18 protein-coding genes, 1 tRNA gene and 2 pseudogenes are annotated in these 21934 nt (G+C 72.4%); 16 read left to right on the top strand and 5 right to left on the bottom strand.

Translation table 11 applies throughout. The features are described from left to right. Window positions 1-62 precede the first annotated feature (62 nt). From RNL97_RS11600 to RNL97_RS11585, 4 genes and pseudogenes are all read left to right on the top strand, one after another. Window positions 63-889, top strand: a pseudogene (locus tag RNL97_RS11600) (class E sortase). 88 nt (window positions 890-977) lie between these two features. After that, entirely contained in the window at window positions 978-1370 is a 393-nt protein-coding gene (locus RNL97_RS11595) for a DUF6412 domain-containing protein (protein ID WP_387973451.1), read from the top strand. A gap of 175 nt (window positions 1371-1545) precedes the next feature. After that, window positions 1546-2313, top strand: a complete 768-nt coding sequence (locus tag RNL97_RS11590; RefSeq protein WP_030591649.1) for a YidC/Oxa1 family membrane protein insertase — start codon at window positions 1546-1548, stop codon at window positions 2311-2313. A 138-nt stretch (window positions 2314-2451) separates the two neighbouring features. After that, entirely contained in the window at window positions 2452-3312 is an 861-nt protein-coding gene (locus RNL97_RS11585; RefSeq protein ID WP_030591646.1) for a fumarylacetoacetate hydrolase family protein, read from the top strand. 89 nt (window positions 3313-3401) lie between these two features. Here the strand turns inward: RNL97_RS11585 and RNL97_RS11580 are convergent, their stop codons facing one another. Together RNL97_RS11580 and RNL97_RS11575 are read right to left on the bottom strand one after the other, a co-directional pair. Beyond that, window positions 3402-3881: a heme-degrading domain-containing protein gene (locus RNL97_RS11580; protein WP_313750663.1), complete on the bottom strand. Its 480-nt coding sequence runs from the start codon at window positions 3879-3881 to the stop codon at window positions 3402-3404. Beyond that, a complete protein-coding gene (locus tag RNL97_RS11575; protein WP_313750662.1) occupies window positions 3878-4996 on the bottom strand; it encodes a Gfo/Idh/MocA family oxidoreductase in 1119 nt (372 codons plus the stop codon). The genes RNL97_RS11580 and RNL97_RS11575 overlap by 4 nt, the downstream gene beginning before the upstream one ends. 73 nt (window positions 4997-5069) lie before the next feature. Here RNL97_RS11575 and RNL97_RS11570 point away from each other — a divergent pair, with 73 nt between their 5' ends. The 10 genes and pseudogenes from RNL97_RS11570 to RNL97_RS11525 all read left to right on the top strand — a co-directional run bounded on the left by RNL97_RS11570 (window position 5070) and on the right by RNL97_RS11525 (window position 13695). Continuing rightward, window positions 5070-6182 carry an ROK family protein gene (locus RNL97_RS11570; protein ID WP_313750661.1) on the top strand — a complete coding sequence of 371 codons (1113 nt, stop codon included), beginning with the start codon at window positions 5070-5072 and terminating at the stop codon, window positions 6180-6182. 177 nt (window positions 6183-6359) lie between these two features. Continuing rightward, on the top strand, window positions 6360-7499 hold the full coding sequence (locus RNL97_RS11565; RefSeq protein ID WP_313750660.1) for a chromosomal replication initiator protein DnaA: 1140 nt from the start codon (window positions 6360-6362) through the stop codon (window positions 7497-7499). Between the two features lie 749 nt (window positions 7500-8248). Then, window positions 8249-8404, top strand: coding sequence for a hypothetical protein (locus RNL97_RS11560; RefSeq protein WP_313750659.1), 156 nt, complete (start codon window positions 8249-8251; stop codon window positions 8402-8404). A 192-nt stretch (window positions 8405-8596) separates the two neighbouring features. Next, a complete protein-coding gene (locus tag RNL97_RS11555) occupies window positions 8597-8836 on the top strand; it encodes a hypothetical protein (protein ID WP_030591628.1) in 240 nt (79 codons plus the stop codon). Then, window positions 8737-9138, top strand: coding sequence for a LexA family protein (locus tag RNL97_RS11550; RefSeq protein ID WP_234313507.1), 402 nt, complete (start codon window positions 8737-8739; stop codon window positions 9136-9138). Before RNL97_RS11555 ends, RNL97_RS11550 begins: the two co-directional genes overlap by 100 nt. Window positions 9139-9434: 296 nt before the next feature. Further along, window positions 9435-9992: pseudogene (locus RNL97_RS33195) on the top strand (alkaline phosphatase family protein); the annotation flags it as partial. A 75-nt stretch (window positions 9993-10067) separates the two neighbouring features. Beyond that, window positions 10068-10892 (top strand): HAD-IIA family hydrolase, encoded by an 825-nt coding sequence (locus RNL97_RS11540; protein WP_030591622.1) that lies wholly within the window; start codon window positions 10068-10070, stop codon window positions 10890-10892. A gap of 124 nt (window positions 10893-11016) precedes the next feature. Continuing rightward, complete coding sequence (locus RNL97_RS11535; protein WP_030591620.1) at window positions 11017-11583, top strand: hypothetical protein; 567 nt, start codon at window positions 11017-11019, stop codon at window positions 11581-11583. A 1-nt stretch (window position 11584) separates the two neighbouring features. Next, the gene (locus RNL97_RS11530; RefSeq protein ID WP_030591617.1) at window positions 11585-12304 is read left to right on the top strand and encodes a class F sortase; all 720 of its coding nucleotides are present in this window, start codon (window positions 11585-11587) and stop codon (window positions 12302-12304) included. Between the two features lie 344 nt (window positions 12305-12648). Next, window positions 12649-13695, top strand: a complete 1047-nt coding sequence (locus RNL97_RS11525) for a glycoside hydrolase family 6 protein (RefSeq protein WP_243314101.1) — start codon at window positions 12649-12651, stop codon at window positions 13693-13695. 93 nt (window positions 13696-13788) lie between these two features. On the opposite strand, the gene glxA is transcribed toward RNL97_RS11525, so the two are convergent. From glxA to RNL97_RS11510, 3 genes are all read right to left on the bottom strand, one after another. After that, entirely contained in the window at window positions 13789-15726 is a 1938-nt protein-coding gene (gene glxA / locus RNL97_RS11520; RefSeq protein WP_243314100.1) for a radical copper oxidase GlxA, read from the bottom strand. After that, complete coding sequence (locus tag RNL97_RS11515) at window positions 15723-17648, bottom strand: glycosyltransferase family 2 protein (RefSeq protein ID WP_030591608.1); 1926 nt, start codon at window positions 17646-17648, stop codon at window positions 15723-15725. The genes glxA and RNL97_RS11515 overlap by 4 nt, the downstream gene beginning before the upstream one ends. Window positions 17649-18108: 460 nt before the next feature. Further along, window positions 18109-18182: transfer RNA gene (locus RNL97_RS11510), tRNA-Lys, on the bottom strand. Between the two features lie 192 nt (window positions 18183-18374). Here RNL97_RS11510 and RNL97_RS11505 point away from each other — a divergent pair. Together RNL97_RS11505 and RNL97_RS11500 are read left to right on the top strand one after the other, a co-directional pair. Further along, window positions 18375-19667 (top strand): peptidoglycan-binding protein, encoded by a 1293-nt coding sequence (locus RNL97_RS11505; protein ID WP_030591605.1) that lies wholly within the window; start codon window positions 18375-18377, stop codon window positions 19665-19667. A gap of 280 nt (window positions 19668-19947) precedes the next feature. Next, window positions 19948-21885, top strand: a complete 1938-nt coding sequence (locus RNL97_RS11500; RefSeq protein ID WP_463674045.1) for an SPFH domain-containing protein — start codon at window positions 19948-19950, stop codon at window positions 21883-21885. Window positions 21886-21934 lie beyond the last annotated feature (49 nt).

Here is a 21934-nt window from a genome sequence, read left to right as displayed (position 1 = left end):
GCCCCGCGGGGGGTGATGTGCGGTTGCCCTGACCGTGCGGCCCGGCGGGGGGGGGTACGTCCATGGTGAAGCGGCGAGCCGGGGGAGTCCCCGGCGTCCTGTCGGCCTTCGTGCGAAGGCCTGGCCCTCGCCGCAGTGCGCCGCGTCTCCTTGCCCGCGGGCTCTGGGGCTCCGCCGAAGTCGCCGTGACCCTCGGTCTCGTCCTGCTCCTCCTCGTCGCCCATCAGCTCTGGTGGACCAACCGCGAGGCGGCGAGCCGACGCCGGGCGCACCGTCCAGGGCCTCCAGCGGGAGTGGGACGACCAGTCGGCCCCGGACGACGAGCACGGCAGCGGTGACGGCGGTCGTGTGCGGGAGGCCACTCCCCGGACGTCGAGTCCCGGCCCGGAAGCGGCCGGCGGCCGGCCCCCCGCCCCTGCCGCCCGGCGGAACGCCCCCGCCCCCCGCTGGGGCCAGGCGTACGCCGTCCTGCGCATCCCCCGGATCGGGCTCACCGCACCCGTCGCCGAGGGCACCGGCAAGGGGGGTGCTCGACCGGGGGTACGTCGGGCACTACACCCGTTCCGCGCAGGCCGGGGACTTCGCGTTCGCCGGGCACCGCAACACCCACGGCGAACCCTTCCGGCGCATCGACCGGCTGCGCGGCGGCGACCGGATCACCGTCGAGACCCGGGACGCCGTCTACACGTACACCGTCGGCAAACGCCTCGCCCGGACCGCGCCCTCCGACAGCGGGGTCATCGCGCCCGTGCCGCGCAGCAACGTCACCACCTCCGTCGGCTACAGCGAGCCCGGCTACTACCTCACCCTCACCACCTGCACCCCCGAGTTCAGCTCCCGCTACCGGCTCGTCGTCTGGGGGAAACTCACCGCGATGCGCCCCCGGTGACCCGCCCCCCGGTGACCCGCCCCCGGTGGCGGGAACCCGATGGCCGCTCCGGCTCGTCGTGTATAACGAAAGAGTGCCGTTCACTCCGATGGGCGGCACTTCACAGGAACGGTACGAGGAAACGTTCAGGAACCCGGAGGTGCACATCGTGCGGGACGCCGACGCCCTGCGCCGCGCCTTCGCCCGGCTGTTCCGGCCCGCCGGACTCCTCCTCCTCTTCCTCACCGAGATCCTCCTCGCCGAGGGCGGCAGCCTCTCCGCCGCCGTCGCGCTCGCCGCCACCGCCGCGGCCGGTTCCGCGCTCCTCGCCTGCGCCGTCATCAGCGCCCGCTGCGCGCCCCCCGTGCCCCGCACCCGGGTCCGTACGGCCATCAGGGACCGGGAGCGGCGCACCGCGTTCCTCCCGCAACGCGACCCCGACGCCCGGGGGCGCACCAGGCCCCGGGCACCCGGGCACGCCCTCCTGACGGCCGCCGCGTAGGGGATTCCCGCCCCGCCCGCACGTCTCCCCATCCCGTGCGCACGAGCTCACGTACGTACGGGAGACCCCTGACGGGCACCCCCGCGCCGGTCGTCCTGCCGCCGAGCAACCACCCCGTACCTCGCCTTCTCCGCAGGTACCTCCCGGCACGACGAGACCCCCGGAGGGCTCACCCATGTCCGCCTTCATGTCCGCTTTCGCGAGCCTGGTCGGCTCCCTCGCCGATCTGCTGCAGCCGCTCTTCCAGACCGCGTCCACCGCCGCCGCGATCATCCTGTTCACCGCGCTCGTCCGGCTCGCCGTCCACCCGCTCTCCCGGGCTGCCGCGCGCGGGCAGAAGGCCCGCAGCCGACTCCAGCCGCAGATCGCCGAGATTCGGAAGAAGCACGGGAAGAATCCGGAGCGCATGCAGAAGGCGATCATGGAACTGCACGCCGCCGAGAAGGTGTCGCCGCTCTCCGGCTGCCTGCCGAGCCTGCTCCAGATGCCCGCGTTCTTCCTGCTCTACCACCTGTTCTCCAGCAGCTCGATCGGCGGCGAGCCCAACGCGCTGCTCAGCCACGACCTGCTCGGCGCACCGCTCGGCGGGCGCTGGCACGACGCGCTCGCGCACGGCGGCCTTTTCGGCGGCCAGGGACTCGTCTACCTGGGGCTCTTCGCGATCGTCGCCGCCGTCGCCACGTTCAACTACGGACGCACCAAGCGGCAGATGGCCGCCAACCCCATGACGCCCGCCGGGCCGGACGGACAGCCCGTTCCCGGTATGGGCGCGATGACCAGGCTCATGCCCCTGCTGTCCTTCTTCACCTTGATCACCGTGGCCGTCGTCCCGCTGGCCGCCGCTCTCTACGTCGTCACCACGACCACCTGGACCGCGGTCGAGCGGGCCTGGCTCTACCGCGACATGCCCGTCGCCGGTGGCGCCATGGCCACCGCGGCGTAATCGGCGCGGCCGATGCGCCGGTCCAGTGTGTGAACGAGGTCTTGCGGAGTGATCCGATCTCTTGGACGATCGGCCGAGCCCTTCGGCGGCCGCACCCCGCCGGCGGGCTCTCCACCTCGATCAAGAGGAGTTGGACCGTTGAAGCTGCTTCGAGTCGGTACGGCGGGCGCCGAGCGCCCCGCACTTCTCGACCGCGACGGGACTCTGCGTGATCTGTCCGGAATCGTCCCCGACATCGACGGCGAACTGCTCGCCGACGCCTCCGCCCTCGCCCGCGTACGGGCGGCCGCCGAGAACCCCGGTGTGCTGCCCGCCCTGGACGCGACGGGGCTGCGGATCGGTCCGCCGCTGGGCCGCATCGGCAAGATCGTGTGCATCGGGCTGAACTACCACGACCACGCAGCCGAGACGGGTGCGGAGATCCCGGCCGAGCCGATCCTGTTCTTCAAGGCCCCCGACACCGTCGTCGGGCCGGACGACACCGTTCTCGTACCGCGCGGCAGCCGGAAGACCGACTGGGAGGTCGAGCTCGCCGTCGTCATCGGGCGCACCGCCCGCTACCTGGGCTCCGCCGAAGAGGGGCTCGCCCATGTCGCCGGGTACGCCACCGCCCACGACGTCTCCGAGCGCGAGTTCCAGATCGAGCGCGGCGGCACCTGGGACAAGGGCAAGAACTGCGAGACGTTCAACCCGCTGGGCCCCTGGCTGGTCACCGCCGACGACGTGGACGACCCGCAGGCCCTGCCGCTGCGCCTCTGGGTCAACGGCGAGTTGAAACAGAACGGCACCACGGCCGAGCAGATCTTCCCCGTCGGCGAGGTCGTCCGCTACCTCAGCCACTTCATGACCCTCTACCCGGGCGACATCATCAACACCGGTACGCCCGCCGGGGTCGCGATGGGGCAGCCCGAGCCCAAGCCGTATCTGAAGGCGGGCGATGTGGTGGAGCTGGAGGTGGAGGGGCTGGGCCGGCAGCGGCAGGAGCTGAAGGACGCCTAGGGCCTCTCGTACGAGTCCGGATACGAGAAGCCGGATACGGGGAGGGGGCCGTCACGTACGTACGTGACGGCCCCCTCCTGTGCGGCCGCTCAGGTGCCCGGCGTCGCCGCGAACCGCTCCAGCGCCTCGACCACCATCGCGTGGTCCTCGGCCTGCGGCAGGCCCGACACCGTGACCGTGCCGATCACGCCCGCGCCCTCCACCGCGATCGGGAACGAACCGCCGTGCGCGGCGTACGTGTCCGGGTCCAGGCGGGACGATTCCTCGAACGTCGTGCCCTTCGCGCGGAACCGGGAGCCGACCAGGTACGAACTCTCGCCGTACCGCTCGACCACCTTGCGCTTGCGGTCGATCCACGCGTCGTTGTCCGCACTCGAACCCGGCAGCGCCGCGTGGAACAGCTGCTGCGCCCCGCGCCGGATGTCGATCGCGACCGGCGCGTGCCGCTCCCGGGCCAGCTCGACCAGCAGGCTGCCGAGCGCGAAGGCGTCGTCGTAGGAGAAGCGCGGGAGGGTGAGCCGCCACTCCTGGGCGATCAGCTCGGAGACGGTGGGGGAGGTGGTGGTCATGCGCGCGGCTCCTCTTCGTCGTGGTGGGGGAGAAGGGTGACCGAGACGCCTTCGCGCGCCGAGCGGCGGGCGGCCTCCAGGACGTCCAGGGCCGCGGCCGCCTGGAGTGCGGTGACCGGGTTGTCGCCGGTGCCACGGACGGCCGCGGCGACGGCGGCGTAGTAGGCGGGGTAGTCGCCGGGCAGCGTTCGGACGGGGGTGCCGCCGCCGGTCAGCGGGGACTCGCCGGAGCCGATGCGGCCCCACAGCTCCTCCACCTCCTCGCCCCACGGCCGTCCGGCCGCCGGGCGCAGCCCCTCGCGCAGGGCCGCCTCCTGCGGGTCCAGGCCGTACTTCACATAGCCCGCCGCCGAGCCGAGCACACGGAAGCGCGGGCCGAGCTGGGCCGTGGTGGCGCTGACGTACAGATGCGAGCGGACTCCGTTCGCGTGCGTGATCGCGATGAACGTGTCGTCGTCCGCCGCCGCACCGGGACGCCGTACGTCGGACTCGGCGTACACCTGGACCGCCGGGCCGAACAGCACCAGCGCCTGGTCGACGACATGGCTGCCCAGGTCGTACAGCAGGCCGCCGATCTCGTCCGGGTCGCCCGACTCGCGCCAGCCGCCCTTCAGCTGCGGCCGCCAGCGCTCGAACCGGGACTCGAAGCGCTGCACCTCGCCCAGCTCGCCGTCGGCGATCAGCGCCGCCAGGGTGCGGAAGTCGTTGTCCCAGCGGCGGTTCTGGAAGACGGAGAGCAGCAGTCCGCGCTCCTCGGCGAGGGCCGCGAGCTCGCGCGCCTCTCCGGCGGTCCCGGCGATCGGCTTGTCGACGACCACGGGGAGTCCGGCCTTCAGCGCGGCCGTCGCCAGCGGGACGTGCGTCTTGTTGGGGGAGGCGATCACGACCAGGTCCAGCTCGTCCGCGCGCTCCCACAGCTCGTCCGGCGAGGCGGCGAACCGGAGGTCGCCGAACGCGGTCCGGGCCTCCGCCCGGCGCTCCTCGTTCGACGTGACGACCGTGTCGAGGACCAGGCCATCGGTCGAGGAGACCAGCGGGGCGTGGAAGACGGAGCCGGCCAGGCCGTAGCCGACGAGGGCGACGCGGAGAGGGGCGTCGGAGGCGTTGGGGGTCATGCCTCCCACTTAAGCAACGCTGTTGCCAAAGTGCAAGCGACCGGCACAATGGGACGGTGAAGAGGAGTGAGCCGTGAACGGGAGCCGGACGAGGAGCCAGGCCGGGGTCAACCTGCCGGCCCTGCGCCACCACAACGCCACGCTGGTGCTGGACCTGCTGCGCGCTGCCGGGGCGGAGGGCATCAGCCGGCTGGAACTCGCCGAGGGCACCGGCCTCACCCCGCAGGCCGTCAGCAAGATCACCGCCCGGCTGCGCGAGGACGGGCTCGCCGTCGGCGCGGGCCTGCGCCCCTCCACCGGCGGCAAGCCGCGCACGGTGCTGCGGCTGGTCCCGGACGCCCAGTTCGCCGTCGGCCTGCATCTGGACCGCGACGGGCTCACCGCCGTCCTCGTCGACCTCGCGGGCCGGCCGGTCGCGGTCACCACCGCCCCCCTCGACCTCGGTGCTCCTGCGGAGCGGGTCCTGGCGGACGCGACCGACGCCGTACGGGACCTGAGCGCGGCCGAACCGCACAAGCAGGTCCTCGGGGTGGGCGTCGCGGTGCCCGGGCCGCTCGACCACCGGGACGGCGTGCTGCACCGGGTCACCGGCTTCCCGCAGTGGGACGGATACCCGCTGCGCGCCGCCCTGGCCGAGCGGACCGGCCTGCCGGTGGTCCTGGACAAGGACACGAACGCCGCCGCCCTCGCCCTCGCTCTCGGCGGCGCGGGCGGCGGCGACTTCGCCTACCTCCACCTCGGTACGGGGCTGGGTGCGGGCCTGGTCCTCGGCGGCGAGGTGCACCGCGGGGCGCGGACGGGGGCCGGTGAGTTCGGGCACCAGACCCTCCAGTTGGACGGGCCCCTGTGCGGCTGCGGCGGACGCGGTTGCATCGAGGCCCTGTGCCTGGCCGCCGAGGCGCGTGGCGACCGGGGCGAGGCGGCCCGGGTGCTGGGCACGGGCGCGGCGAACCTGGTCGGCCTCCTCGACATCGACCGGGTGGTCCTGGGCGGCCGGACGGTGGCCGCCGACGAGGACGCGTACGTACGGGGCGTCCGGGCCGTGATCGAGGAACGGGCCGCCCGGGGCGGTTCGGGCGCGGGCGTGACCGTCACGGTCGCCGGGGGCGGGGACCGGCCGGTCGCGGAGGGCGCGGCGCAACTGGTGCTCGCGCCGGTGTTCGGACGGGTGGGGGAACGGGGATAGGGCCTCGCCCTGCCGAGGGCCCGTCTGCCGGGGAGCGGAGAGGGAGTGCAGTCGGGTGATCCTATTAATCGAGTCGGCATGTCGACTCTCTGAGTCCGCGCGCGCGTGATGACGTCGGAGGTCACCACCGGCGGCCCCCGGCCCCGGTCGTCCCGCGAGCAGCGAAGGGTGACCCCCATGCCCCCCACCTCCGGCGCACGGCCACGTGACGGCCGTACGCTCGCCGCCCTCGGGCTGGCCGCCGGGATCACGGTGCCCGCCGCACTCCTGGGCGGCCCGCAGGCCGCCGCCCTGCAACCCGCACCCGTGCCCCCCTCCTCAGCCTCAGCCGCAGACTTACGCGCCCCGGTCGCAGCCGTACGCGCCGCCGACGCGGACGACGAGCAGCCCGTGTGCGGCGACCCGAAGGCCAAGGACTTCCCCATCGAGACCCGGATCCAGGACGCCCCGGACCGGTACGCCTCCGGCGGCGGCTACGGCACCTGGTTCCTCGACCTCACCAACACCACCGACACGTCCTGCCAGGCCCTGCACCCGGTCCTCGTGCTCGCCGACCGCGACCGCAGGCTGACGTCGGACCAGATCCAGCTGGAGTTCTCCGAACCCGGCAGCCCGGCGAAGGAGCACCGGGTCACCTGGGAGAGCACCGACCGCGACGAGCAGATCGGCGTCTTCGGCGACCCGTTCCCCGGCTTCACCGTCCCCGCCGGGGAGACCGTCTCCGTACGCGTCCGGATGGCCTTCACCTCCGACACCGCCCCCGGCCCGGTCACCGCCCACGCGGCTGTCGTCCAACGCCACCACCAGGGCAGGGGGAAGGGCGGCGGGCGCGAGGACGGTGAGTGGGTGGGGGAGTCGGAGGACTACCCCTTCGTGATCGTCGACGGGGCCACGGGCGGCATCCGCGAGCCGGACGGTCCCCGGACCGAGCGCCCCGATCCGGAGCGCACCGCCCCGGGTACCGGCACCCGCACCGAACACCCCGATCCGGAACGCACCGCCCCGGGTACCGGCACCGAACGGCCCGGCCATCCCGACGGCCCCCGTACGGACTCCGGTACGGGCCGGGACCCGGCCCCCCGCGGCGACGTGAGCCCCCGCCCGCCCACCCGCCCGGACGCGGGGGAGGGAGACGGGGACGACCGCGGCGAGGAGAGCCCCGGGCTGCCGGCCCGCGACGGACTCGGCCGCCCGCTCCCCGAACTCGCCCGCACCGGGCCGGCGTCGACGGCCTGGGCCGGGGCCGCCGCCGGGGCGCTCCTGCTGGCCGGGACCGTCCTGCTGCGGTACGCCCGCCGGGCCCGCCGCAACGCCTGACGGTACGGGGCCGCGGCCCCGTACCGGTCCGTTCACCCGTGTCTTCCACCATCGGGCGGTGGACTGCGGTGGACTACCCGAACGACCAGGCACCCGGCGCACTGATCCGCTCCGGCATCCCCGAGCACGGCCGTATCCCGCCAGGTCCGCCCCCAGCTCTCCGCCTACGCCGCCGTCGACTGGAAGCCCCTGGACGCCCAGGGCCACCGTCCCCCCGGGCGCCGACGCCAGGCTCGTCCCCCTTACTGGTCAGACCGCCATGACGGCCTATCACGACACCATGATCTACCAAGATCATTTGAAGACACTGGCTAGGCGCGCGCCGTGAGGGCGACCGGGCCGACTCCGGGCCAGGCACTGGCCGGGATCATGGGCGGATGGCTGGTCGGCCGGCGGTGACCTGTTCGCGTTCTGTGCTCGTCGGTCTCTGTGGAGCGGAACCTCGGGATCCGGGCGAGTGGATGCACGGGCTGGTGACCTTGTGATCCCCGGGGGCAGGACAACTCTTCCGGTCGAAAGGTGCCGACCGGGCTGGTTCCCGCCTCGCCCTGCAAGCCGGAGGGAGGGCAAACCCTGCCTCAGTGACTTATTTGCTATCAAGACAAGCGTTCACACGCCTTATTGCCTTATCCGACCGCGCAGGATGGCCGCACCAACGGTTCGAAGAAAGGTGTTCGGCGTGGCGGACTGGGTGAAGGTCGCGGGCGGTCTCTCGGCTATCTCGGCGGGATCCAGGACAACGGTGTGGTGTGAACGCGGCTACCGCCACACGAACTACGACGCCAACCCGTGGATCAAACATCCCCGGCACCGCCACCGACATCGCCGCAGGGGCCGACGGCACCGCCTGGCACGTCAACAAGAACGGCGACATCTTCCGCTACGCCGGCGACCAGCCGAGCTGACCCTTCCGCTGAGTTCACCGTGGGGCCCCGGCCGGGACAAGGCCGTGGCCCACACCTCTCCGCAGAAGGCCCTGCGGGGACAGTGCGTGGACGCCGACTCGGTCGAGGCGCTCACCAGGGCGGGCGGTTCACGCCCTGGACTCCTGACCTGGCGACTGGCACCCAAATTCGAACACGCGATCTAATAGATGGATGGACCGCTTCCCCTTCCCCGACGACCTGATCCGCGCCCAGCAGGACTGGCACGCCACCTACCGCGCCCTCGCCGCACCCCGGCCGCGCCACGCCACCGAGCTGCGCCGCCGCCTCCTCCTGCTCTCCGTCCGGATCGAGTGGCACCCCTTCTGGTCGACTCCGGCCGGGTGGTCGCCGGCCGCGCGGGCGGAGCTGCGCCGGACGACCGCCGTGGACCGGAAGGCGGACGCGGCGTGAGGCGGGAGCCCCGCCCCCTGACGGCGCGGCAGGAAGCGGTCTTGGCGGTCATCCGGGTGTGGCTCACCGAGCACGGGCACGGGCCCACGGTCCGGGAGATCGGGGCGCGGGTCGGTCTCTCCAGTACCAGCTCGGTCGCCCACCAGCTCACCCAGCTCGAGAAGCGCGGCCTGGTCAGCCGGACCGGCCGGGACTGGAGCACGTGCGTCTTGGGCGAGGAGCAGCCCGCGCGGCGGCCGGGGTTGCGGAGCCGGGGGCCCGGCGGAGGAGCGGACCGGTATGGACGACGACCTGCCTCCTGACCTGGTCCGTCTGGGGACGCTGGAGAGCTGTGCGGACCTCTACCTGACGCGTATCCGGACGCGGATGGCGGCCATCGAGCGGCAGCAGGCACGGCCCCCGCAGGCCGCGGCGCCCACGGCCGTGCCTCCGTCGCGGCCCGCCGCCGGGCCGCGCCGTGCGCGGCCACCTGACTGGGGCCTCGGGGAGGCCGGTATCGGGGGCCCTGTCACCGAGGTCCACCGGGGCGACTGCTGGGCCCGGGGCCGGACGCTGGGGCCCGTCAGCGCGGAGCGTGCGCGTGCCGAGCCGGTCGGTGGCGCGCGCAACCCTGCGGGGTGTGCCGATCGGCCGGACCCCGCGCTCCTCGGACCGTGCCCCTCCAGGGCGGAGTCGACGCCCGTCCGAAGCCGGCTGCGGCTCCGGAACTCGTCGGTGGCGAAGGACCAGCCGCGCCATTCGGCGACGCCTTTGGTGCCCATCGGCCAGCGCGACCAGTCCCGCGAGCTGAACGTCCGCTCGCGCGGCATCTTCGCGGTCGCCGACTCCGACGAGTGGGACGACACGGCGTCCTCCGGGCCGTACGACTCCACGCTCGTCACCCCCGGCGTACGCCGTCGCGGGCAAGTCGACCGTGACGCTCGGCCTCACCACCCTCTACCGCCAGGAGGGCAGCCGGAGCGCCCGGATCCTCGCTCCTGGAACGGCAAAACGCCCGTCAGAGGTGAACCGCTACACCGCCGACGTGGTCTCGCAGCCCCAGTCGCTGCCCCTGGACGTCCCGCCCGGGGCCGCCAACGTGAGCTTCCGGTTCCACTCCACCGGCGGCAACACCGGGTACTGGGTGATCGACGGGGTCACGATCACGGCCTCCTAATTATGCTGGGGGGTGCCGGGACGGCGTGGTCCGGGCACCCCCAGCACGCAGTGCGTACGGCAGGAGTCCCGACACATGGCAGAGCGCAAGCCCATCACTTCCTGGCTCACCGACATGGACGGCGTCCTCATCCACGAGGGCACCCCCATCCCCGGCGCCGATGCCTTCATCAAGCGGCTGCGGGATTCCGGGCTGCCCTTCCTCGTCCTCACCAACAACTCCATCTACACCGCGCGCGACCTGCACGCCCGGCTCAAGCGCATGGGCCTGGACGTGCCCGTGGAGAACATCTGGACCTCCGCGCTCGCCACCGCCCAGTTCCTGGACGACCAGCGCCCCGGCGGCACGGCGTACGTCATCGGCGAGGCCGGCCTCACCACCGCCCTGCACGACATCGGGTACGTCCTCACCGACCACGACCCGGACTACGTGGTGCTCGGCGAGACCCGTACGTACAGCTTCGAGGCGCTCACCAAGGCGATCCGGCTGATCAACGCGGGCGCCCGTTTCATCTGCACCAACCCCGACGAGACCGGTCCCTCCGCCGAGGGGCCGCTGCCCGCCACCGGGTCCGTCGCGGCCCTCATCACCAAGGCCACCGGCAAGGACCCGTACTTCGCGGGCAAGCCCAACCCCCTGATGATGCGGACCGGGCTGAACGCCATCGGCGCGCACTCCGAGACCAGCGCCATGATCGGCGACCGGATGGACACCGACGTCCTGGCGGGCCTGGAAGCGGGCATGCAGACCTTCCTGGTCCTCACCGGGCTCACCACCGTCGCCGACATCGACCGCTACCCGTTCGGCCCGTCCCACGTCGTCGAGTCCATCGCCGACCTGGTCGACCTCATCGACCTGCCGGACCAGGCGGACAAGCCCGCCCCGGCGGAACGCGGCTGACCGCTGCCGACCTGCGCGGACCGCATCCGCAGCCGCCCGGCCACCACCCCGGGCGTCGCCCGAATGGAGGACTGCGGATGCGGGCCGCCACCGTAGCCGTGAACCTTCCCGTAGGAGGTTCACGATGCGTTCCATACCCCTCACGTTCTGTGCAGCGGCGGCGGCCGCGCTCATAGCCGTGCCCGCACCCGCCGCGCTGGCATCCCCGGCCGCTCCGGCCGGGGACGGCGACCGGCGCACCGGCACCGTCTCGATCACCCCGTCCACGATCGCCCCGGGCGGGCAGGTGGAGCTGTGGGTCGACGTCTGCGGCAAGGGCCGCCGGGCCAAGGGCAACTCCGACGCCTTCACCTCGGTCGCCCACTTCCGCCCGGCCGACGACAAGGGCCTCTTCGCCGAGGCCCGGATCCGGTCCGACGCCGAACCCCGCTCCTACGACGTCTGGGTGACGTGCGAGGACAGCAACGGCAAGGCCACCGGCACCCTCACCGTCATCCACCACAACCGGCCCTCGCCCGCCGCACCCGTCAAGGCGGGCGGCGGAGGCACCGCCACCCTCGCCGAACGGTCCGCCGAGGCCCAGGGCCCCGGTACCCGGCACGCGGTGATCGGCCTGGTGCTCGCCGCCGTCGCGGCCGTCGCCGTCGCCCTGCGCACCTCGCGCCGGCGTCGCGGCCCGGCCGGCAGCTGACATGGGAGCCCCGGACCGCCCGGCAGGAAACGGGCGACTGCTCACCGGAGTGGCCTGGGCCGTGCTGCTGCTCGGCCTGTGGCTCTGGGGCAAGGAGGCCGGCGGCGGGCTCGGCGGGCTGTCGGGCCCCACCACCGGCGACGTGGCCGCGGTCGGCCGCCCCTTCGGGGCCTCGCTGCCCCGGGCCCACGACCCGCTCGACGGAGCGGCCCCCGAGCGCGTCGAGGTCCCCTCCGTCGGGATCGAGGCCCCCGTCATCGCACGCGGCCTCGACGGCGACGGAGCCATCGACCCGCCCCCGTACGGGATGCCGAGGACCGCCGGCTGGTACGGCGACGGCACCCAGCCCGGGGCGAAGGGCACGGCCCTGTTCGTCGGCCATGTCGACACCGACACCAAGCCCGCCGTCTTCTACGGGCTCAGCGCGGTGAAGCCGGGCGCCCGCATCGAGGTCACCCGGACCGACGGCAGCGTCGCGGAGTTCACCGTGGACGACGTCCAGCTCGTCACCCGCGAACGCTTCGACGCGCGGAAGGCGTACGGGCCCCGCGAGGACGGCCGGGCCGAACTGCGGCTGATCACCTGCGGCGGGACGTACGACCACAAGACCCGCTCCTACACGGCGAACGTGGTCGTCTCCGCCTACCTCACCGGCGCGAGGGGCGCGGCGGCCGGGGACGGGGAGGAACGCGCCCAAGCCGTGGCCCACGGCCGCGGCTGACCGCCGCACCACGATGGGTCACGTCCAACCCGGCCCGGCAGGCCGCCTCTCACGGGGCGCGCCCGCCGGGCCGGTCCTCGACCGCGTGCGCCCGGCCGCGGGAGTCGCCCGGCGCGGTACGGGAGGTCGGTGCGGTGGGAGAGGCTCCGGTCCTCGCCACTGTAGGGGGACCGGCCGGGCGGATGACCGGCTTTCGAACAGGATGTCCGGAACCGGTGCCCGGGGGTGCGCGTTGTACGGGGGACGCGTGGACGCCCGGCCGCTGTGCCAGGATGGACCGGACCGGCAGCACATCGGTGCAACCAGTGATGAACAGTGCAGGCAGTGCACCCAAGGGGGAGTGGATGTACGGCAGTTACACCGGCCGGTCCCGGACGCGCAGGCGCCTGACAAGCCTGCGGACGACCGGTACGGCGGCGGCGCTCGGGGCTGCCCTGCTGCTGGCGGGCTGCTCCGGCGACGGGGACGGCGGAGACAAGAAGAGCGCGCCGACCGTCGAACAGCAGCCCAAGGACAAGGACCCGTACTGGGTCAACCCCGACGGCAACGCGGCCCGCCAGGTCGCCGCGTACACCGAGGACGGCGATGACGAGAAGGCGGCGCTGATCCGGAAGATCGCGCAGCAGCCGGTCGGCGAGTGGGTCACCCCGGACAACCCGGAGTCCCAGGTGCGGGGCATCACCGAGGCCGCCGCCGCTGCCGACCGGGACGCCCTGCTCGTCCTCTACAACGTCCCCCACCGCGACTGCGGCCAGTTCTCCAAGGGCGGCGCCGCCGACGGCAACGCCTACCGCGCCTGGCTGGACGGGGTCGCCAAGGGCATCGGGGACCGCAGGGCCACCGTGATCCTGGAGCCGGACGCCCTGCTCCACCTGGTCGACGGCTGCACGCCCCAGGAGTTCCACGAGGAGCGCTACGACCTCCTCAAGGGCGCCATCCAGCGGCTGAAGCAGCAGCCCGCCACCAAGGTCTACCTGGACGCGGGCAACGCCGGCTGGCAGTCGCCCGACGCCCTGTTCCAGCCGCTCCAGCGGGCCGGGATCGCCGAGGCCGACGGCTTCTCGCTCAACGTCTCCAACTTCCAGACGACGGCCGTCTCCACCGAGTTCGGCAAGAAGCTGTCGGAGAAGATCGGCAACAAGCCCTTCGTCATCGACACCAGCCGCAACGGCAACGGCCCCTACACGGGCGGCGACCCCGCCGAGAGCTGGTGCAACCCCCCGGGCCGCGCCCTCGGCGAGGTCCCGACCACGCAGACCGGCGACGCACTGGTCGACGCCTATCTGTGGATCAAGCGCCCCGGCGAGTCCGACGGCGACTGCAAGGGCGGCCCGAAGGCGGGCGACTGGTGGCCGGAGTACGCCCTGGGCCTGGCCGGCGCCACGAAGTAGCGGAAACGACCGAAGGCCGCACACCGGAGACCCGGTCTCCCGGTGTGCGGCCTTCGCCGTGCGTACGCGGCGTGCGCCGCTGCTCCGGCACCCCTACTCGGGCACCTCCACCCACATGCCCTCGGACGGGGTGCCCTGGTCGTCGGTGACGAACAGCATGTACCAGCCGGCCGGCACCAGCGCCCGGTTCTCCGGCACCGTGACGGTGATCCCGTCCTTCGACTTCTTCATCTCCAGCGCGATGGTGCGCTGGTCGGTGTCGGTGACATGGGTGACCGCCGAGGGCCGCATCAGCTTCGCCGAGGTGATCCTGGAGGCGTGCTGGGTGGTGAACAGCCCCGTGCCCCCGCGCTCGATCTTCTTCGGGCCGGCCGTCAGCTCCGGCCGGGAGTCCCGGTAGAGGTAGGGCGGGGTGTAGATCTCGATGCGCTGCTCGAAGACGCCGGGCCGGGTGTTGGCCTTGTCGGAGAAGAGCGAGTCCGAGCCGAAGATCATCACCCGGCCGTCCGGCAGCAGCACCGAGCCCGAGTGGTAGTTCCGGCCGACCGCCGGGTCCGCGACCTTCTTGTACGTGTCGGTCTTCGCGTCGTACAGCCGGGCCTGGAGCACGTCCGAGCCGCCGCGCCCGCGGTAGTCGCTGGAGCCGCCGGTGACCAGCAGCGAGTCGTCGGGCAGCAGGGAGGCGCTGGGGTAGCGGGTGCCCTCGGAGAGGGACGCCCCGTCGGTGAACCGCGGGTCCTTCTTCCGGAGGTCGACCAGCCGGGACTTCTCGCTGGACTTCTCCGACTCGCCGACGCCGCCGCCGCCGATGACCATGAACTTCTCGTCCTGGGCCGGAGGGAGCCGCACGGTGGCCGAGGTCTCCATCTGGTCCGGGTCGCTGAGCCCGGGGATCTTCTTGAACTTGTTGGTCGACAGGTCCCAGACGCCCGGGTCGCGGCCCACGTCCGCCGGACCGTATCCGGCGTTGGAGCCGGAGTAGAACAGCTTGCCGTCGTTCAGCAGGAAGACCGCGGGGTAGGTGGGGAACTTCCGGACGATGCCGGTGTACTCCCACTCCTTGGTCGCCGGGTCGTAGATCTCGTCCTTGCCGGGGACGATCTGCCCGATCTCGTCCAGGCCCGACAGGGCGAGGACCTTGCCGTCCTCCAGCGTCGTCAGGGTCGGGTACCAGCGGGCCTCGTTCATCGGGTCGACGGGTATGTACTTCTCCGCGACCGGGTCGAACTCGAAGGCCTCCTTGATCCCCTGGAAGTCCTTCTTGTCCAGGGCCAGCTTCTGCGCGATGCCGTAGACGTTGCGGGTGTCCGAGCCGGAGAGGCCCGCCACCCGGTAGTTGTCCTCGGTGCCGCTCTCGTACTTCTTGCCGGTCTTCTGCGCCTCGACGTAGATCCGGCCGAGCCCGGGGTCGTTGCGCAGGAACGCGCCGGTCTGCTTGTCGAAGACCTTGGTGGCCTTCTCGACCAGGATCGGGTCCTTGGAGAGATATGTCTTGCCGTTCTCCTTCCCGGTGAACCGGGTGCCAGCGGGCAGGGTGATCGGCTTGTCCGGGTCCTCGTTGTGGACGATCATCAGGCCGCCGGCCTTGGTGACATCGCCCTGGAGCTTCTCGTAGCGCTTGGTGCCGCCGGCTATGAGGAGCTTGCCGTCGGGCAGTTGCGTGTGCCCGGCGCAGAACATGTCCTTGGGGGTGGGGATGTCCTTGAAGACGTTCGTCTTCGGGTCCCACAGCACCGAGCGGAAGCTCTTCGCGTCGAAGTTCTTCTGGTTGTTCCCGGAGCCCGCGACGAGCAGCACCTTGCCGGTGTGCAGCAGCGCCGCGTGGATCGTGTTGATCCGGTGCTCGGAGGGGATGTCCAGGAAGTCCCAGTGGCCGTTGGCCGCCTTGTACTCCGGCTGGTTGATCTTGTACTCGTGGTAGCGCTCGGTGCTGAAGCGGTACAGCCACGGCCCGTTCGCCCCCGCGAGCGCGAGAACCACCGCCGTACTGATCGCCAGGCGGCGGGTACGGCGGCTCGGACGGTACTTCATTTCTTACGTCCCCCAAGGGCGATCTGAGCGATCTGCATGGTCTGGTCGTTGCCCGGCGCACCGGGCAGGGGCTGGGGCCTCGGCTCGGGGGCCGGCCCGCCGCTGCGGTGCGATCCTCCGCCCGCCCGGCGTTTCTTCTTCTCGGCGCGGATCGTGTACCGCCAGCCGATGATCGGCGCCGCGGTGATCAGCAGCGCCAGCGTGGCCCAGGTGACCATCGCGGGGTGGCTGTGGCCGAGGAAGAAGGAGGAGATCATCGAGGCGCCGAAGACGACGATGAAGAAGAGGTGGATGCGGAAGGTGCCGAAGAGGGTGTCCGGGCTGGACGAGTCGCCCTTGGGGGTCACCACGAACGAGCTCTTGCGGCGCAGCACCGCGTCCATCAGCGAGCGGGCGTAGATCGGCGCGGAGAGCGCGGACATCACCATGCCGGCCAGGCCGCCGGAGCCCTCGGGCTCGTGCGGCGAGACGTTGTGGCGGCGGTTCCAGATGTACAGGCCGATCTGGAGCGCGGAGGCGTTGCCGTACAGCATCATCCAGATCGTCGGGTCGATCTGGACACCGGAGGCGCCCATGCCGAGGAAGAGCGCGCAGCTGAGCGCCGCGAGGATCCAGTTCAGCGCCGACATCGGATAGAAGATGATCATCATCGTGTAGTTGAAGAGCTTGCCGGGAGGCATGGTCCCGAAGCCCTTCCAGAACTGCCCGATGATCGTCTCGTACGTCCCCCTCGACCAACGCAGCTGCTGGGTGAAGAAGTCCGTCCACGCGGTCGGGCCCTCGCCGACGGCCAGGACGTCCGGGGTGTACACCGAGCGCCACTTCCTGCCCGTCGCGGGGTTGCGGTGGCGGTGGATCTCGAAGCCGGTGGCCATGTCCTCGGTGATCGAGTCGTACAGACCGCCGATCTGCTTCAGCGCCGAGATGCGGACCGCGTTGCTGGTGCCGACGAACATGGGGGCGCCGTAGCGGTTGCCCGCGCGCTGGATGAGCGCGTGGAAGAGGAACTGCTGCGACTCGGCGGCCTTGGTGACGAAGGTGTCGTAGTTGCCGTAGACCTGCGGGCCGATGACGAAGCCGACGTCCGGGTCGCGGAAGTAGCCGAGCATTCGCTCCAGGTAGTTCGCCATCGGGATGTGGTCAGTGTCGACCGAGGCGAAGAAGTCGTAGTCGCCGCCGTGCGCGTCCAGCCAGGCGTTGTAGTTGCCGTGCTTGGTCTTGGCGCGGTGCGGGCCCTTGGCCTGGTTCCAGTGGGCGACGCCCTTGCGGGAGAAGTGGTGCACGCCGAGCCGGGCGCAGACCTCCTTGACCGCCGGATCGTCGCCCTCGTCCAGCAGCCAGACGTGCATCAGACCGCGGTGGCGGATCCTGACGGCCGCCTCCAGGGTCTTCGTCACCATCTCCAGCGGTTCCTTGCCGGGGACGAAGGAGGTGAGGAAGGCGACCCGGGTGCCGCTCTCCGGGACCACGGGGACCGGGTCGCGGGCGACGAGGGTGGCGTGTGCGTTGGAGAGGACGTTCATCGTGCGGAACAGCTCGATCAGGCCGATCGAGACGAGCATGATCACGTCGAGAACGAGCAGGAGGTCGTTGTCGAGGTTCGGATCGCGGTCGGTCCAGTGGCTCGGCTGCATCAGCCAGGCGAAGAGACCGAGCGAGACGAGGGGAGCCGCGCCGAGCAGGAGCGCCGCGCGCACACGGTGCGGCTCCTGCGATATGAGCGAGCGGTACTGGACCGTGTACGGCTTGCCCGCGGGGGGCTGGGTCAGCGGTCCGGCGAGCCGGCTGTAGTGCTCGTAGTCGTAGCGGGGCAGCTCTTTCTTGGCACGCCGCCGTGCCGCGCCTGCCCGCGGCAGTATCCGGAGCTGCGTCGTCCGGGAAGCGTCGTTCTCCTGCCGGTCGCCTGGCGGCGTCGACGTCATGGGTACATCCCCCCGCACGCATGCTGGTGCGTGACTGTTCGGTCTCTCTCGTCGTGCGCGGTCGGCCCCGTTCTTCACCGGGTGCGCACACGGTGGCAAGCCGCCGTCCCCACAGACATGGATGGGCAGCCTTCCGGTTGCATGATGCCCCCTGGGCATCCGCCCCCGAGCGGGACCCCCACCCCGCGGCACGGACAACCGGAACGTCACGCTCTGCTGTGCCAACTGTACGGATCAGCGGCCCTCTTGGGCCGACGGCCCCCAGACAGATTGTCCGACACCGAACGCGATCGCAAGGGTGAAACGGACTGTTTACCGGCTATACGCACGATTTGGCCCCAGGTTGTGGAGGGGGTGTGACGAAGTGCGTAGGTGCGCTCGCGCCCCTGGGTGTCGCCGTGTGCGGGACGGGGAATGATCAAAGCCCCCTCACGGAACGTGAGGGGGCTTTGATCGTGCGTGCGCCGTCAGGGACTCGAACCCCGGACCCGCTGATTAAGAGTCAGCTGCTCTAACCAACTGAGCTAACGGCGCCTGCTGACCTGGAGAACTCTACCCGACGCGCCGTAGTGCTCCGAACCATTTACCGGCCGCCACGCCCCGTCAGATAGTCGTTTTTTTCCTTTGTTCCGTCAAAATGCGATATGTCAGGAGAGTTAAGACGCCGACGTCCGTTGCGGCTGCGCCCAAAGATCTTGACGAATGACGAGTGCGGAGGGGAATCGCATGTCTGTTCCGGTCTTCGAGGAGTACGAACCCGCCATCGACTGCGGATGCGCGGGGTGTGCGGTGCGGAGGCGCTCCGCCGCGCAGGCCCTGCCGGTGCGGCGCGGCGGTCACCCCGCCGCACACGGTGCGCGCCGCGCCCTGGTGCTGGCCACGGCCGCCGGGGTGGTCCTCTCCTGCGGGGCCGCGGGAGCGGCAGCCGCCGCGGGCCACGCCCCCCGGGCCCCGGGCGTCGACGACGGAGCCGATCCGGAGCCGGGTACCCCGCAGGGGGAGAAGGGGCCGCTGCGCGGGACGGGTGCCTCGGGCCCGCCGTCGGCCGGAGCGGCGGCGCCGAAGACGACCCGGGCCGCCATCCTCGACCGGGCGCGGAGGTGGGTGAACGCGAAGGTCCCGTACAGCATGGAGAAGTACTGGTCCGACGGGTACCGCCAGGACTGCTCCGGCTATGTGTCGATGGCCTGGAACCTCGGCACCAACGAATGGACCGGCAGCCTCGCCGCGTACGGCACCCGGATCGCCCGCGGCGACCTCCAGCCCGGCGACATCCTCCTCTTCCACAACCCGGCCGACCCGGCCAAGGGCTCGCACGTCACGATCTTCGGCGGCTGGACGTCCAGCGCGCGCACCCACTACGTCGCCTACGAGCAGGCGCGCCCGCACACCCGGAAGCAGTCGACGCCCCTGGCGTACTGGAACAACTCCGACCGTTACGTGGCGTACCGCTACAAGGGGGTCACGGGCGGATCGCCCGGCTCCGGGTCCTCCACCGCCTTCCCCGGGGCCAAGCAGTTCGGCCCCGGCGCCGACAACGACTACGTCACCCAGCTCGGCCGGATGCTGGTGCAGCGGGGCGGCAAGCGGTTCTACGCGGTCGGCCCCGGGCCCGTGTGGGGAACGGCGGACCGGCGTGCGACCCAGGCGTTCCAGCAGGCCCAGGGCTGGAAGGGCAAGGAGGCCGACGGCCTCCCCGGTCCGCACACCTGGCGCCTGCTGACCTCCGGCGGCGGCCGCGACATTCCGGCCGCAGGCACGGGCGGCAGCCCGCATACGGCCGTCGCGTTCCCCGGGCGCGGCTATTTCAAGCCGGGTCAGTCCAACAGCCATGTCGACCGGCTCGGCAGACAGTTGGTGAAGAAGGGATACGGCAAGCACTACGTGTCGGGCCCCAACCCGCTCTGGACCGAGGCCGACCGCCGCAACGTCGAGGCGTTCCAGCGGGCCCAGGGCTGGCGCGGCGGCGCGGCCGACGGTTATCCGGGGCCGGAGACCTGGCGCCGGCTCTTCGCGTGACGGACGTGACGACGTGACGGAAAGGAACAGGGAACCGGTGACCACCGACAACGATCAGAGCCCCCACACCCCGGACAACCTGGACGACCAGCTCCCCCCGTCCCTCTTCGCCCCACCGGGCAGGGGGACCCCGCCGCCGCTGTTCGGCCCGGTGCCCCCACGGCGGGACGCCGAGCCCGATCCCGCGCTCCCGGAGAAGGGGGACGCGGGCAGCACTCCGCCGCCGTTGTTCCGCCCGGCGGGCGAGAAGACCTCGCCGCCGGACGCCGGGCCCGCGCCCGTGGCGCCGGAGAGGGGCGGGCTGGGCAGCACCCCGCCGCCGCTGTTCCGCCCGGTGGGCGAGGGGACGCCGCAGCCGGACACCGGTGCTGCGCGGGTGCCGGGGGGTGACAAAGTCTCGCCCCGTGGGGACGACAAGCCCCCGTCCGCCCCGCCCAGGACCGTCGCCCCGGAGTATTCGGAGTCCCCGGACGTGAGCCTGCGCCCGGGGCCGGTCCCGGGCCGCCCCGCTCAGGACCTCGTTGCCACGGAGGGCCCGGCCGCAGACAGCCCGGCCCCCACCCCTGGGCTCCCGCCCACTGACGGGCCCGCCCCCGCCGAGGGCCCTGGCCCCGTCTCTGAGCGCGCTGGTGCCGAGGCCCGTGGTTCCGTTTCCGCCCGTCCGGCCGCTGATGGTTGTGGCTCCGTCTCCGAGCGCGCCGGTGCCGAGGGCCGTGGTCCCGTCTCTGGCCGTCCGGCCGCTGACGGCCGTGCCCCCGCCTCGGCCCGCCCGGACGCCGACGGAAGCACCCCTGCCCCCACCCGCCCCGCCCCCCTCGACGGGAACCTCCATCTCAAGCCCGTCCGGCGTTTGAGGACGGAACCCTCGGCGGAGTGGACCCCGCATCCCTCCTACGGGGCCGAGCCCGAAAGCCCGAAGCGGGAGGCCCGGGACACCTCCGCCAAGGGGGCCGACGCAGGGCCCGACGCCGAGTTGGACCTCGTCCTCGACCTCGCCCCCGGCGACCGCGCCACCTCGGCCACCTTCTCCGTACCCGCGCCCGCAACCGCTCCGTCGACCGTGACCACCACGACGTCCGTGAACCCGGGCCGACGCCACTCCGTCATCGCCAACGAGACCACCGCCTCCATCCCCGTACACCTCCTCTTCCGGGACGACCAGGAGCCGGCCGAGGCTGCGGCGCTGCCCGTGCCCGGGCCCGGGGCCGTCGTCCACCGGCCCGCCGGGGACCCTGCGCCCGCCACCCGGCCCCCCGTGCCGCGTTCGCCGCAGACGCGGGTGCGGCCCTCGACCCGGCCCGCCCCGGTCGGCGACCCCCGCCTCGCCGAGAGGCCCGGGCCCGCCCTGTCCGGTTACGCCGCCCTCCTCGCCGGAGCGGCCGGAACCGCGGGCGCGCTGGCCGTCCTGTGGTGGCGCGGCGCGCTGCCCGCCGGCTGGCAGAGCGCCGTCGGCATCACCCCCCGGCCCGACCTCGGCATCGGCGTCGGCGCCTGGGCCGCGCTCGCCCTCCTCGCCACCGCGGTGCTCCTCGCGCTCGGCGGCCTCGGCCGGGGCCGGGTCGGATACGCCTGGGTGCTGACGCTCTTCGGCGACTACCGGGGCACCGTCCGCCGTACCGGCCTCGTCTGGGTCTCGCCCCTGCTGCTGCGCCGCCGCGTCGACGTACGGCTGCGGCACTGGCGCAGCGAACCGCTGCCCGCCGTCGACGCGAACGGCACCGCCCTGCGCGTGGTCGTCCTCGTGGTGTGGCGGATCGAGGACACCGTCCGGGCCGTCCTCGGCATCGAGGACCACGAGGCGTATCTGAGCGCCCAGGTCGAGGCCGCGATGGCCCGGGTCCTCTCGCAGCTGCCCGCCGACGCGTTCCACGAGGACGCCCCGACCCTGCGCGACGCGGAGGCCGTCGGCGACGCGCTGACCCGGATGCTGAAGGCGGACTGCGAACCGGTCGGCGTCGAGGTGTACTCCGCGCAGCCGACCGGTATCGAGTACGCCCCCGAGGTCGCGGCGGCCATGCAGCGGCGGCGCATCGCCGCGATCGACTCAAGGCACCGCGACAGCGTGCTCACCTCCGTGGTGGACGCGGTCGACGACACCGTCAACCGACTCACCACGCGCGGCATCGTCGAACTCGACGACTACGAACGCAAGGCGCTCGTGAAGGACTTGACGGTTGCCTTCTACACCGGCCGCAGTGGGGGAGGGGACGGGGCCTGAGACCCCGGGGGAGGTTCCGGCGGTTCGGAGAGCCGCCGGAATACGACGC

The organism is Streptomyces parvus (assembly GCF_032121415.1).
Classification (GTDB): Bacteria; Actinomycetota; Actinomycetes; order Streptomycetales; family Streptomycetaceae; genus Streptomyces; species Streptomyces globisporus_A.
Note: the sequence above shows the minus strand (reverse complement) of the source record. Positions and strands in the feature narration are given on the sequence as shown.

Bases quoted from the DNA above. Each gene is read 5' to 3' on its own strand.
- RNL97_RS11540 (WP_030591622.1), top strand. From the start codon at position 10,068: ATGGCAGAGCGCAAGCCCATCACTTCCTGGCTCACCGACATGGACGGC.
- RNL97_RS11530 (WP_030591617.1), top strand. From the start codon at position 11,585: ATGGGAGCCCCGGACCGCCCGGCAGGAAACGGGCGACTGCTCACCGGA.
- RNL97_RS11535 (WP_030591620.1), top strand. From the start codon at position 11,017: ATGCGTTCCATACCCCTCACGTTCTGTGCAGCGGCGGCGGCCGCGCTC.
- RNL97_RS11515 (WP_030591608.1), bottom strand. From the start codon at position 17,648: ATGACGTCGACGCCGCCAGGCGACCGGCAGGAGAACGACGCTTCCCGG.
- RNL97_RS11580 (WP_313750663.1), bottom strand. From the start codon at position 3,881: ATGACCACCACCTCCCCCACCGTCTCCGAGCTGATCGCCCAGGAGTGG.
- glxA (WP_243314100.1), bottom strand. From the start codon at position 15,726: ATGAAGTACCGTCCGAGCCGCCGTACCCGCCGCCTGGCGATCAGTACG.
- RNL97_RS11575 (WP_313750662.1), bottom strand. From the start codon at position 4,996: ATGACCCCCAACGCCTCCGACGCCCCTCTCCGCGTCGCCCTCGTCGGC.
- RNL97_RS11525 (WP_243314101.1), top strand. From the start codon at position 12,649: ATGTACGGCAGTTACACCGGCCGGTCCCGGACGCGCAGGCGCCTGACA.
- RNL97_RS11555 (WP_030591628.1), top strand. From the start codon at position 8,597: ATGGACCGCTTCCCCTTCCCCGACGACCTGATCCGCGCCCAGCAGGAC.
- RNL97_RS11565 (WP_313750660.1), top strand. From the start codon at position 6,360: ATGCCCCCCACCTCCGGCGCACGGCCACGTGACGGCCGTACGCTCGCC.
- RNL97_RS11590 (WP_030591649.1), top strand. From the start codon at position 1,546: ATGTCCGCCTTCATGTCCGCTTTCGCGAGCCTGGTCGGCTCCCTCGCC.
- RNL97_RS11505 (WP_030591605.1), top strand. From the start codon at position 18,375: ATGTCTGTTCCGGTCTTCGAGGAGTACGAACCCGCCATCGACTGCGGA.
- RNL97_RS11595 (WP_387973451.1), top strand. From the start codon at position 978: ATGGGCGGCACTTCACAGGAACGGTACGAGGAAACGTTCAGGAACCCG.